Raw genomic sequence first — 12,144 nt, forward strand, 5'->3', positions numbered from 1 at the left:
CGTTCAGCCCCGGGACGCGAAGTCGGGTGGTTGCAGCGTGCGCTGGACGACGAGGAACGGGGTCGACCGCACCGGGGCGAATCCCGGTCCCCCGGCCGGCGTCGCCACCAGCTCCCGGGGGCCGACGAGGTCGTTCTCGAAGACCAGGAAGCCGGTGTCGACCGTGCCGTCGTCCCGGACGGTCACCGTGCCGGGCGTGGCGGAGATGCCCTGCGACCAGGTCAGCCGGACCTCGGCACCGGGCGGCAGGCCGCCGGCGGTCACCCTCGGCACGAACCCGGTCGGCCCGACCAGCGGCTCGACGGCGACCTTCGGTCGGCGCACCACGACCTTGCCGACCGCCGTGTTGTCGGCCGCGTCGCTGTCGGGCCCGGTGGCCAGGACGGAACCGCCCGCACTGGTGTCGACGGCGGCCCTGGCGGGCAACGAGATCCGGACCTCGGCCTCCTGGAGTGGTTGCAGCACACCGATGTCACACGACGCGCCGTCGGCCGTGCAGCCCGGTGACACGGCCGTCGGCGGCACCAGTTGCGGCGGCAGCGAGGTCGCCACCCGGACCGCCGTCATCGGCGTGCCCGCGCCGTTGCGCACCTTGAACACCAGCACGACGTCCTCGCCGCCCACGTAGCCCTCGGCGGGCAGCACGGCCACCGCCATCGACAGCGACCCCGGCGTGGGCGGCGGCTTGACCTCCTCGGCCACGGTGACGGTGACCTCGGCCCGGTTGTCGGCCGGGTTCACGTCGGTACCCGCGTCGGCGCGCACCACGTGCGCGCCGGGGGCGAGCCCGGTGGCGGTGAGCCGGATCTCCACCGCCGACCCGCGCGCGACCCGGCCCGGCGAGCAGGTCCTCGCGGCCACGTCGCAGGTGCCGGCCGACGTGGTCAGCCCGTCGACCCGCAGGCCGTCCGGCACGGTGAGCACCACGGTCGCCTCGGACGGCACGAGCCCGGTGGCACCCGCCCGGAACACGGCGGTCGTGGTGCCCTGGAACGGGATTCGGGCGGGCACCACCGCCCCGGTGAGCGCCAGGTCGGGCAGCCGCCGGAAGGTCGGGTCGCCCGCGTCCTGCTCGCCGAAGGACAGCAGCTCGCGCGCGGTGCCGCCGCCCGGCGGCACCGCGAAGACCCGCTCCGGCCCCTCCGCCCCGACCGGCCGGGCGAACGCGACCAGCGCGCCGTCCGGGGACCACGCGGGTTCTCCGGCGCGGAGGCCCGGCGGCACCAGCGGGAGTGCGTTGCGGCCGTCGGCGTCGGCCGTGCAGAGCCCGTCCTCGTGCCGGAACACCAGCTTCCGGCCGTCCGGCGACCAGTCCGGCTGGTCGTCGGCACGCCCGCACCCGGCCGCGAACCGCACCGACAGGTCGGTCTGCACCACGGACCCGCCGACGTCGGCCAGCCAGATGTCCCGGTACGGCCGGTCCTCCGGCACGAACACGGCCACCACCGACGCGGCCCGGGTGGTCCGGCCGGCGTCGGTCGCGGTGCAGGTGACGCTGGTGATGCCGAGCGGGAACAGCGCGCCGGGGGTGGCGTCGCAGGTGGGCGTGAGCCGCGCGCCGGCCGCCGACGTGGCGGTGGCGCCGAACGCGACCCGAACCGGGACGCCCTGCGCGCTGGGCACGGCGGCCCCGTCCACCACCACGGTCGGCGAGCCGGCGGCGGCCTCGGTGACCCGGATGGTCTGCTCGTGGGGGCGGGTCGGTTCCTCGCCGTCGAACAGGAAGCGGACCGTGCACGCCGACCGGTCGCCGACCGCGCGCAGGCCGGGCCCGTCCGGCGGGTCCAGCCGGACGGTCTCCAGGAACGTGACCTCGGTGTCGCCGTTGACCGAGGCGGTGGGCGGCGTGAACGTGACGGACACGCCGGACGGGCAGTGCGCGACGGGCGTGACGGTGACCGGGATGTTCCTGATGCCCTGGTCGATGGCGGTGGCGATCGCGGGCGGTTCCGCTCCCTGGTCGACCAGGGAGCCGCCGGTGCGCCCCACCAGCTCGCTCGCCTGCCGCCGGCGGTCCAGGCCGTCGCCGCCGCCGAGGACGGGCACCGCGACGAGCTTGATGGCGCGGGGTTCTCCGGTGGGCGGGTAGGTCCCGGTCAGGTCCAGCCCGACCTGGTCGAGGGACCAGTACCACTCGCACACCGGCGGGTGGACGCCGGACTCGCACGGGTCGCCGGTCTCCTTGCTGCTCGCGTCGCCCGCCAGCACGACGATCCGGCTGGTGCCGGGCCGGTCGAACACCAGGTGCCTGCCCTCGTTCCCGGCGTCCAGGTCGCGGGCGATCCGGTGCAGCCCGTTGAACCAGTCCTCCGGCGCGCTGTCCCCGCCTCCCTCGGCCTTCAGCTTGTCCCGGTCCCCCAGCAGTGCCACGACCTCGTCGGCCGTCGTCAGGTTGAGCAGCAGCTCGTAGCGCCGCCCCCGGTCGGGCGTGTCCTTGTAGGAGGCCACGCCGAAGCGCGCGCCCGGGTCCTTCGCGGTGATCTCCGCCATCACCTTCGGGATCTGGAGCTTGAACGCGGCGAGCGCCTCGCCCATCGACCCCGTGGTGTCCACCAGGAACATGATCTCCGGCAGCCGGGGCACGGCGGGAGTGCGCAGCGTGGCCGAGGTGGTGAACGCGCCGCCGACCGGTGTCGACCCGCCCACCGAGCGCGGCGCGACCAGCGGCACGTCCAAGCCCTGGCTGGTGCGGCTGAACGCGATCGTGCGGCCGTCCGGCGACCACGCGGGCGTGCTGTCCCGGCTGCGCAGGTGGTCCGGCCGGGGCACGGTCGTCAGGAGCGCGCCGTCGGAGACCCGGACGACGCTGATGGAGTCCCCGTCCTCCACCGCGAGCCGGGTCCCGTCAGGTGACCAGGTCGGCCGGGACTCGCCCCGGCGGTCGTCGAGGTAGCGGGCGTTCGTGCCGTCGGCGTCCGCCACCCGCACCCGGGAGGGCTCCTCCGCGCCGCCGGATTCGGTCCACGCGATGCGCGTGCCGTCCGGCGAGTAGGCGGGGTGGCGGTCGGCGGGGTCGCCGCCGAGGGTGACCGCGCGCTGGTCGCCGCCGCGCGAGTCGGCGCTCCAGATGTCCGGCGGGCCGCCCCGGCTCGCGCCGATCCGGTACGGTGCGAGCGGTTCCGGCTGCGCGGACGCCACCGTGGGCCGGTCCCCGAGCAGGAGACCCCCTGACAGCGCGCAGACCACCGCGACCGCCGTCGGCCGGTTCGTCCGTCCGATCACCACCGCTGCCTCATTCCACCGTGAAGAACTCGATCTCGGAGATGGCGACGTCGCTGCCCTGCAACGACGGGTGCATCGTCTCGACGTACAGCTCGACGGTCCGCACGCCCTCGGCGTTGCCGATCCTGACGGTCTGCGGGTCGGGCTGGTCGGCGAGCGAGAGGTCGAAGGTCTTGCCGGTCGAGTAGACGAGGTGCACCTTGTCGGGGCGCTTGGCGGCCTGGAAGTCGTCGCCGATGCCGATCTGGAAGATGGCCTCGTCCAGGGTGACCGGGGACTCGAACGTGAACACCAGCGCGGGCGGCGGCGTGGCGGGTGCGGCCCAGTGGGTGTTCTTGGCGTTGTCCGCGACCAGGTCCGGTCCGTGGCCGGCGGTCGACGCGCTCGCCGTGACCTCGCTGGGCCGCACCGGCTCGGCCGCCTTGGAGAACCAGTCCCGCACCGTGTTCGCTGCGGACACCGCCTGCGTGTTGATCGCCTGCCGGAACGGGCCGACCACCCCGTAGGCGGCCACGCCGCCGAGCAGCAGCACGACCAGCGCCCACCGGACCACCCGCCCGACCGCGCGGCCCGCCGACGCCCCGCGGCGGTGCCGGGTGCCCGCTCGCGCGGCCTCCCGCTCCGGGAAGATCCTGCGCCACCACTTCTCCTCGACGACCTGCGCCTCCACCAGGCCCGACCCGCAGCGCGCGCAGAACCGCCGGGTCGGTGGGTTGGCCTCGCCGCACTGGCCGCAGATCAGGTCGCCGGCCTGCGGTGCCCGCCGCTCGGTGAGCCGGGGCCGGTGGCCCGCCGGGGCCGACCGCCGGTCGGTGGGCTGCATCGCGCCCGGCTGCCGGGGTGCAGGCTGCGGCTGGTCCGGGTGGGGTGCGACGGGCTGCGGACCCGCCGGCCCGCTCCCGCCGCTCCCCGGTGCACCCGGCAGGTCCGGCCACCCCGGCGGGTTCGGCCCGGCGCCCGGCGGCCCGCTTCCTCCGTGCCCCGGCGGGGGCGGCCATCCCGGCGACCCGCTCCCGCCGGCCCCCGGTGCACCCGGCGGTCGGGCGGGCGTGCCCGGCGGGTTCGGCCCGCCCGGCCACCCGGGGGGAGGCGGGGCGGGTGCCCCGTGGCCGGGATCCGGGTGCCGGCCGGGAGCGGGCTGCGGGGCCGGTTTCGGCTCCCACTCCAGGTAGGTGCCGCACGAGCCGCAGAACTCCGCACCCCCGGCGTTGCGCTCGCCGCACTGCGCGCAGACCATCACGTTCCCCCGACCTCCAGTTCCACGACCACGTGGGCGGGCACCGCGTCGGCGATCGCCGAGGCCAGCCGCACCCGGTCGACCGCGTCCGGGTCCGCGACCAGGACCCGGACGGTGACCCGCGCGGGGTTCCCGTCCGGCAGCGGCACGCCCGGCCGGTCGGTCGACGTGCAGCCCCCGCTGTCGACCACCTCGACCCGCCCGCCGGTCAGCAGGCCCACGTGCTCCGCCAGGCCCGGCCGGGTGCCGCGCCTGCGGTGCAGCCGGACGGCGGTGGCCACCAGCAGCCGGCGGTGCCGCACCGACCAGCCCTCGCCGACGTCCAGCGCCACCCAGTGCGCCAGCCAGTCCAGGAAGTCCTCCGGCGCGACGCGCGGGTCCAGGTAGCCCGCGAAGCCGTCCAGCGCGGTGAACACCGGCGCGAGCACCTCGTCCAGCGCCAGCAGGAACCGCTGGGTGAACCCGTCCTCCAGGTACACCGCCGGCAGCCGGTCGGCCAGCGGGTGCGGCGTGGGCAGGGTGGGTCCGCCGGTCCTCATCGCGTCACCCGCACCTGGTGGCCGTAGGAGAACGCCAGCCCGTTGGGCGGCAGGTCCAGCCTCGGCACCGCGTTGCCGCGCTCACCGGTCACCGGGTTCGCGCCGAACAGCTTGACGTCCTCGACCAGCTCCACCCCGGCGACCCGTTGGAGCACGGCGAACACCTCCCCGGACTGCACGGGCCGGCCGAACGGCCAGCCGTCGTCGTCCGGGCCGCCGCTGACCGGGTTGAAGTAGGCGTAGAGCGCCTGCACGGCCCGCGAGCGCAGCACGTCCTCCGGGGTGCCGGCACGGGCCTTGAGCTGCCCGACGACCGTCACGCCCTGGTAGAACGGCGGCTCCACGGACACCCGCGCCCCGACGCACCGCCGGTCGTCGAGGAACCGCTCGATCCGCTGCCGCACCTCCGCACCCGGTTGCAGCGCCCCGAAGTCGGACTCCTCGTCCGGGCCGACGGCGGGCACCACCAGCACCCGCACCGCCGCCGAGCCCTGGCCCGCCGGCACGCACCGCACCCGGGCGATCTCCGGCGCGGCCTCGCGGGTGAGCAGCTCGTAGTCCTCGGCGGTGACCGCGCGGTCGCGGGTGCGCAGCACGAGCGGCCCGCGCAGCGCCGCGTCCCGCACCGACTCGCCGGCCACGCCGCCGCTCGCGGGCTCCCGGTTGGTGACCGAGCTGACGAACGGCACCGGGTCGCGCTGCACCTGGAGCAGGCCGCGCGCGACGTTGCCGCGCAGACCGCCGCCGGTCCGGTACTCGGGCACCCGGATCGCGGCCGACTTCCCCGGCACCGCGCCGAAGTGGCGCACGCTGCCGTCCGGCTGGCGGATCGCCGGCCCGAAGATCAGCTCGCCGCCGACCCGGTCGAGCACGACGTGCCGGTCGCCCGGCCCGGACTCGGCGAACGTGCGGACCTCGGTCCACCGCTCCCAGCCGTCCGGCGAGGCGACCTCGACGACCAGCGCGCCGTCGGCGACCACGACCGGCGTGCGGGCGAGCGCGAAGCGCTGCCCCGGCACCCCCTCGGACACGCCGACCACCTCGCCGCGCACGATGTCGGCGTGCGTGGCGTCGGTGGTGCCGCCGACCGTGGCGGCCGTGGCGGACAACAGCTTCGGCGGGCGCTGGTAGAACGGCCGGTCCGGCGCGGGTTCCACGGCCCGGCAGCGCACCCAGCCGGCGCGCTGCCGGGCGACCACGGAGACGGCGTGCGCGCGGGGGACGTGCACGACGACGTCACCGGCCGTGTTGAACCCGCCGGTCGAGTCGCGCTCGACCTCGCACCGGGACCACCCGCCGCCGTTCCACGCCTCCCACACCCACGGCGGGTCGCGCGGGTCGACGCCCCGGCCCTCGGCGTGCGCCTCGACCCGGAACAGCACGGCGCAGCCGGGGACCGCGCCCGACAGTCCGAACAGGACGGAGTCGCCCGCGACCGGTGGGTCGCCGAAGCACCCGGGCGACTTGCCGTCCAGCAGCTCGTCGGTGCGGTCGGCGGGCGGCACCGAGGCGTCGGCGGGCGCGGTCACCAGGTGCGCCAGCCGGCACGGCGTGATCGACAGCTCCCGGTCGACGGTGAACACGACCGGGTCCTCGACCTCGCTGCGCTCGGTGGCGACCTGCGCACCGCTGGGCACCACCACCGGCACGTCCCGGGGCGCGGCCAGCCAGAACGTGACCTCGGCGCGGGCGGCCGTCGGCGGGAACAGCGTGACCCCGATGAGGTCCAGGAACCGCAGGTAGTGCAGGTCCGGCACCCGGTTGAGCCGGTAGAGCAGCTCGTCCACCATGTGCGCGAACGCCTCGATCAGCGTGACGCCCGGGTCGGACACGTTGTGGTCCGTCCACTCGGGACAGTGCTGCTGGACGCGGCGCTTGGCCTCGTCCACCAGGTCCTGGAACCGGCGGTCGTCCAGGTTCGGCGTGGGCAGGGACATCAGGCCCCCTCCTCGTCGGCTTCGTGCGGCGGGATGACGTAGAAGGGGAAGACCAGGTTGCGCGGGTCGTTGGTGCCGCGCAGCGCGTACCGGATGTCGATGAGCAGGGTGCCCCGGTCGACCTCGTCGAAGCCGACCGACACGTCGGCCAGCGCGATGCGGGGTTCCCAGCGCTCCAGGGACAGCCGCACCTCGTAGGCGATCCGGCCCGCCGTGGCCGCGTCGGCGGGCGCGAACACCAGGTCGTGGATGGCGCAGCCGAACTCCGGGCGCATCGGCCGCTCACCGGGCGCGGTGGCCAGGATCAGCCGGATGCTCTCCACCACCTCGCGCTCGCCGCCGACCAGCGCCACCGACCCGGTGGCGTCGGTGCGGACCGGGAACGCCAGGCCCCGCCCGACGAAGTCCACGTCACCCCCCGATCAGCACGGTCGGGCAGCCCGCCACGACGGGCGCACCGCACGCGGACAGGTCGCCCACCCGCGCTGCCGGCCGGCCGCCGATCAGCACCGTCGGGCAGCCCGGCGGCACGATCGCGGTCGGCGGGTGCGGTGGCAGGCCGGGGAACGAGCACAGGTGCGGGTTGCCCACGACCGCGGCGGGCAGCCCGCCGACCAGCACGGTCGGCACACCCGGCGGCCCGACCACGCCGGGGTGGGCGGTCGGGTCGCCCGCGCGGGCCGCTGGTGGCATGTCCGCCTCCGCTCAGTTGATCTTCACGAGGCTGCCGCGCACGGTCAGCACGCCGCTCGACGTGACCTCGGTCTGCCCCTGCCCGGCCACCGACACCGTCGCGCCCTCGACCTTCGCGCCGGCCGCGCCCTTCAGCTCCAGCACCGCGCCGGCCGCGACCTCGACGTCCGCCTGGGCCCGCGCGGTGATCTTCTGGCCCTTGAGCTCCAACGGCCCGGTGCCCGCGTCGATGGTGATCCCGTTGCGCGCCCTGACCGCCACGGCCTTGCCGCTGGTCACCTCGACCACCTGGGCCTTCTGGTCGAGCTTGACGGAGAACCCCCCGTCACCGCTGGAGATCAGGATACCCTCGTCCTCGACGAACTCGACCTTGTGCCCCTCGCGGGAGGTGAAGCCCCGCACGGTCACCGCGCCGGTGCCGCCGTCGACGGGCTCCCTGGTGTACTTCGGCGCGGTGTCCTTGCTGTTGTGGAGGCCGCCGAGCACGTACGGCGCGTCGAAGTCGCCGTGCTCGAAGCCCACCAGCACCTCGTCGCCGACCTCGGGCAGCACCAGCGAACCCCGGTCCCGGCCCGCGCCGGGTTGCAGGGTCCGCGCCCAGCCGCTGGCGAAGTCGTCGGACAGCCACGGGTACTTGACCTTGACGCGCCCGAGGTGGGCCGGGTCGCGGGCGTCGGTGACCACCGCCGGCACGAGCCCGGACCGACCCCTCGGTCCGCCGCCACCGCCGTTGGCGAGCCCGTAGAGCGAGCGCTCCTGGCGGCCGGAAACGGTGAACTCCGTGGTGTAGCCGCCGTGGTCGGCGAACAGGTGCCGGGTGCTGGTGAGCGTGTACCTGCCCGCGAACGGGTCGCCGATGTTGGTCAGCGCCACGGCCGTGCCCGCGCGCAGCTTCGGGTTGCCCCGCGCCACACCGGAGATCTCCGCGCACGCCCCGCCGAGCTGCGTGCTCAGCGCCGCGCCGACCGCGTCCACCTCGCCCTGCGCCCGGTACGGCCCGGTGGCCAGGAACGGCGGGCTGCCGAACCGGGTCGCCAGCTCGACCGGGTCGACCCCGGTCACCTCGGTGCCGGTCATCCCGGGCTTCTTCGCGGAGGTGACCTCCTTCTTGTTCTCGTAGTCCCAGCCCCGCACCTGCACCTCGGGCACCTGCTCGGCCGCCGTGATGGAGGCGCGCAGCGACAGCAGGGTCCGGTGCATCTCCAGCACCAGCGGGTTGGACCCGGCCTTCGCGTTCTTCGCCGGCGCACCGGACGGCGCGTCGGGCAGCGTGAACTCCAGCTTCCCCTCCAGCACGGTGATCTGCGCGCCGACCGCGCCGGCGAGCCGGGACAGGAAGTCCCAGTCGCTGAGGTTGTCCTGGCTGATCTGGGTGTGGGGTCGCCCGCCGAAGCCCCTGACGTCGTCGACCCGGCCGACCGGGATCTTCGCCCGCTGCGCCACCTTCCGGACGATGTCGGCGAGCGTCATGCCCGGGTAGGCGACCGTGCGGCGGCCCCGGAACAGCCGGTGCGCCAGGTCGTACCCGCGCACCTCGGTGAACGTGCCGTCGCCGTCGAACTGGACGCCGACGGCGGTGACCTCGCCGCTCATCAGCGGTTGCGGCCCGCCCGGGTCCGAGGTCTGCACCTTGAGCGCGACCTTCGCGCCGACCGCGAACCTGCCCTTGGCCAGCACGACGTGCCCGGGGTCGCGGAACCGCAGCACGAAGAGGTCCGGGAGGTTGCGGCTGCCGTCCACGTAGGCGTGCGTCAGCAGCGGTTTGACGTCGGCGGGCAGCGGCGCGGACTCGACCTCGACCACGAGGGTGTTGGCGAAGCTCTCATTGACCACCGCGCACCTCCTCCAGCGCGGGCACCAGCAACCGCGTCCCCGGCCGCAGCCGCATCGGGTCGTCGATGTCGTTGGCCTCCGCGATCTCCCGCCACAGCTCGGCGTTGCCGTAGGCCCGGTAGGCCAGCGACTGCAACGTGTCGCCCGCGACCAGGACGTGCGAGTCGCGGGCCGCCAGCGCGCCCGAGGTCGGGTTCTGGCCGCCCTGCTCGCCGGAGATCTCCTCCAGGTTCACCGTGCACAGCGCGCGAACCGGCGTGCCCGCCGGGGTGAACAGGGTGTACTTCGCGGTGACCGACGAGACGTAGGCCGGGAAGCCGGTCATGCCGCCCCACTTGAAGATCACCCACGGCGGCGAGCCCTTGCCGTGCTGCCGGCTGTCCTCGGTGGGCACGCAGCAGGCGAACAGCAGCTCGACCTTCTTCACCACGCTGTCGTCCATGTGCTCGGTGGCGTCGAGGAAGAGTTCGAGCGCGAGCTTGGCCGGGTCCGAGCCCTTGAACTCCGGCGTGCCGGACTTCGGGTTGTTGGCCTGGCGGCTGCGCTCCCACTTGGCGTTCTTGGTGAGCGAGAGCTCCTTCGGGTTGAACTGGAAGGCGATCTCGTGCAGCAGCCCGCCGGGCCTCGCCGCCCCGCCCGCCTTGGGCGGGCTGTGCACGGCGAGCACGGCCTTCTGGAGGTTGCTGGGCGCGGCGTAGCTGGTGGCCTTCGACGCGCCGGCCGACGTGAACGTGATCGGGGAGGCCATCGTGGTTCACCTCGCCGACGACAGGAAGCCGTGGTGCGCCAGTTCGAGCGTCTCGGTGGCGACCTTGGGCGAGTCGGCGGACAGCTGCGGCCCGCTCCACCGCACCGGGACGACGCCGGACAGCGCCCAACTGGCGATCACCGTGCCCTGCAACGTCCGCGCCTCGATGACCGCCGTCCGACGCGCGATCCCGGCCGCCATGCCCGCGATCCACTTGATCACCTTGGCGGAGTCCTTGGTGACCGGCCGGGACAGCTTGACGTTGGAGTACTTGATCCGCGTGGGCAACTGCCACACCATCCCGTTGTTGCCGCCCTCCTCGCGCTGCTCGACGGTGAACTCCACGCCGAGCCCGTCACAGCTGTTGAAGGACCCGAGGCTCTCGTCGTCGATGCGCACCACGAAGCACACGGCAACCGCCTCTTCCACCTCAGCCATCGCCCAGTCCTCTCAGTGCCACCGGTCGGTCAACGCACCCCGCCGCTCGCGGTCGAGCCAGAGCTCGGCCTTGAGCCGCCGCAACAACGGTTCGTAGAGCTTCTTGAGCAACTCCTCGGGTTCCGCCCCACCACCCCCGACGGCACCAACGGCACCGACGCCCGGCGGGGCCACCACACCCGACTCCCCGACGACCTGCTCCCCCGCCGGCCCAACCACTGCCTGCCCAACCACTGCCGGCCCAGCCACTGCGTGCTCAGCCACTGCCGGCCCATCGGCCACCGCCTCACCCACCGCCTGCACCGACACCCCCGGCCCGACCACCCCCGGCACAACCGCTGCCGGGCCGCCGCCCCCATCCCGCACGGCGTTCTCCCAACGCTGCACCAACGGCACCTCCGCCGCCGCCCCGACCGGCGAGAGGGACCTCGGCTTCCCAAGCCCCACCGCGCGACCACCGAGCACCGGCCGATCAACCCGCGCCCTGGAAACCGCGACCACGGCCTCCACCGGCACGGACCCTGGCACGGGAGGCTCAGACGCGGTGGGCACCGACACGGGCTTCCCCAGCGGGCTTCCGGCCGCCGGGACGAGCCGCGACACGGTCACCCGCTGTCCGGCACCAGCCATCCCCGCCCCGCCAGGGTCGACACCCGGACCAGCAGCCGGCGTGCTCGAAGCGGAAGACCCAGCCCCAGGAGCCGCACCAGCGGGCGTTGCAGAGGCGGCCATGGCGAGACCCACGGCGGCAGGACCAGCGAGACCGGACGCAGGCGCGGTGGAAGCAGGCGCGGCGTGATCAAGGCCGGCAGAGCCCAATCCGCGTGCCAGTACTGGCGCCGGTGCCAGCGCCAGCGCCGGTGCCCCAGTGGCGGGTGTGGGGTGGCCGGTTGGCGCACCGCTCGGCTCCGCACTGCGTGACACAGCTACTGGTGGCGCAAACCTTGATGCCGGCGAACCAGTCGCAGCCTGCCGGCGAGGAACCAACCCGCCCGATACCAACGCGCCCGGCGCGGACGAGCCCGGCACAGATTCGCTCGCCACTCCCCTGCTCGGTGTCGGACCAGTCGGGGCCTTGTGCACAGCCGAGGTCTGTCCGGACGTTTCGGCCACCACCTCTTCAGGCCCTTCCACGACTCCGGTCACCCCGGGCGGGTCACCATTCCAGCGCTCCGCAACGGACACGGGAGCAGGCTCGACCCGGGGCAGTCCCAGACCCAGCCGGGGTACGACGGTCCTCGGCTCCGCTGCCCTCTGCGCCACGACCGGCCGGTCCACCGGGGTCCCGACACTCTGGATCGTCTCCGCGACAGGAAGCACCGGGTCCGCAAACGTTTCCGCCGGCGGGATCCCGGCGGGCGGCAGAACCTCATCCGGCACGGAGTTCGGCAACGGGTCGACAGCGGAAGGCTCGGCCAGGAGGTTCTGAACCGGCTCCGGCATCGGATCAGGAGCCGGAGGGGAAACCGGAACCGGAACCGACGTGGGGGCGGGAGC

The 12,144-nt window shown here is 74.7% G+C and carries 10 protein-coding genes; all 10 read right to left on the reverse strand.

The genetic code is table 11. From position 1 onward, the window contains the following. Positions 1–3 precede the first annotated feature (3 nt). A complete protein-coding gene (locus AB0I60_RS24515; protein WP_360733249.1) occupies positions 4–3,222 on the reverse strand; it encodes a hypothetical protein in 3,219 nt (1,072 codons plus the stop codon). 10 nt (positions 3,223–3,232) lie between these two features. After that, complete coding sequence (locus AB0I60_RS24520; RefSeq protein WP_360733250.1) at positions 3,233–4,045, reverse strand: zinc ribbon domain-containing protein; 813 nt, start codon at positions 4,043–4,045, stop codon at positions 3,233–3,235. A gap of 413 nt (positions 4,046–4,458) precedes the next feature. Beyond that, a complete protein-coding gene (locus AB0I60_RS24525) occupies positions 4,459–4,998 on the reverse strand; it encodes a phage tail protein (RefSeq protein WP_360733252.1) in 540 nt (179 codons plus the stop codon). Next, positions 4,995–6,935, reverse strand: a complete 1,941-nt coding sequence (locus AB0I60_RS24530) for a putative baseplate assembly protein (protein ID WP_360733254.1) — start codon at positions 6,933–6,935, stop codon at positions 4,995–4,997. Before AB0I60_RS24530 ends, AB0I60_RS24525 begins: the two co-directional genes overlap by 4 nt. Beyond that, on the reverse strand, positions 6,935–7,345 hold the full coding sequence (locus tag AB0I60_RS24535) for a GPW/gp25 family protein (protein WP_360733255.1): 411 nt from the start codon (positions 7,343–7,345) through the stop codon (positions 6,935–6,937). The genes AB0I60_RS24530 and AB0I60_RS24535 overlap by 1 nt, the downstream gene beginning before the upstream one ends. A 1-nt stretch (position 7,346) precedes the next feature. Continuing rightward, positions 7,347–7,628: a PAAR domain-containing protein gene (locus tag AB0I60_RS24540; RefSeq protein ID WP_360733256.1), complete on the reverse strand. Its 282-nt coding sequence runs from the start codon at positions 7,626–7,628 to the stop codon at positions 7,347–7,349. A gap of 12 nt (positions 7,629–7,640) precedes the next feature. Next, positions 7,641–9,461, reverse strand: a complete 1,821-nt coding sequence (locus AB0I60_RS24545; RefSeq protein WP_360733257.1) for a VgrG-related protein — start codon at positions 9,459–9,461, stop codon at positions 7,641–7,643. Then, positions 9,451–10,209: a LysM peptidoglycan-binding domain-containing protein gene (locus tag AB0I60_RS24550; protein ID WP_360733259.1), complete on the reverse strand. Its 759-nt coding sequence runs from the start codon at positions 10,207–10,209 to the stop codon at positions 9,451–9,453. Before AB0I60_RS24550 ends, AB0I60_RS24545 begins: the two co-directional genes overlap by 11 nt. Positions 10,210–10,215: 6 nt before the next feature. After that, positions 10,216–10,647 carry a phage tail protein gene (locus tag AB0I60_RS24555; protein WP_360733260.1) on the reverse strand — a complete coding sequence of 144 codons (432 nt, stop codon included), beginning with the start codon at positions 10,645–10,647 and terminating at the stop codon, positions 10,216–10,218. 12 nt (positions 10,648–10,659) lie between these two features. Beyond that, positions 10,660–10,824, reverse strand: a complete 165-nt coding sequence (locus AB0I60_RS24560; protein ID WP_360733261.1) for a hypothetical protein — start codon at positions 10,822–10,824, stop codon at positions 10,660–10,662. Between the last annotated feature and the right edge of the window lie 1,320 nt (positions 10,825–12,144).

The organism is Actinosynnema sp. NPDC050436 (assembly GCF_040655415.1).
Lineage (GTDB): Bacteria > Actinomycetota > Actinomycetes > Mycobacteriales > Pseudonocardiaceae > Actinosynnema.

Excerpts from the sequence above, each read along its gene's own strand:
- AB0I60_RS24520 (WP_360733250.1), bottom strand. The coding sequence starts at position 4,045 with ATGCAGCCCACCGACCGGCGGTCGGCCCCGGCGGGCCACCGGCCCCGG.
- AB0I60_RS24525 (WP_360733252.1), bottom strand. The coding sequence starts at position 4,998 with ATGAGGACCGGCGGACCCACCCTGCCCACGCCGCACCCGCTGGCCGAC.
- AB0I60_RS24530 (WP_360733254.1), bottom strand. The coding sequence starts at position 6,935 with ATGTCCCTGCCCACGCCGAACCTGGACGACCGCCGGTTCCAGGACCTG.
- AB0I60_RS24540 (WP_360733256.1), bottom strand. The coding sequence starts at position 7,628 with ATGCCACCAGCGGCCCGCGCGGGCGACCCGACCGCCCACCCCGGCGTG.
- AB0I60_RS24550 (WP_360733259.1), bottom strand. The coding sequence starts at position 10,209 with ATGGCCTCCCCGATCACGTTCACGTCGGCCGGCGCGTCGAAGGCCACC.
- AB0I60_RS24555 (WP_360733260.1), bottom strand. The coding sequence starts at position 10,647 with ATGGCTGAGGTGGAAGAGGCGGTTGCCGTGTGCTTCGTGGTGCGCATC.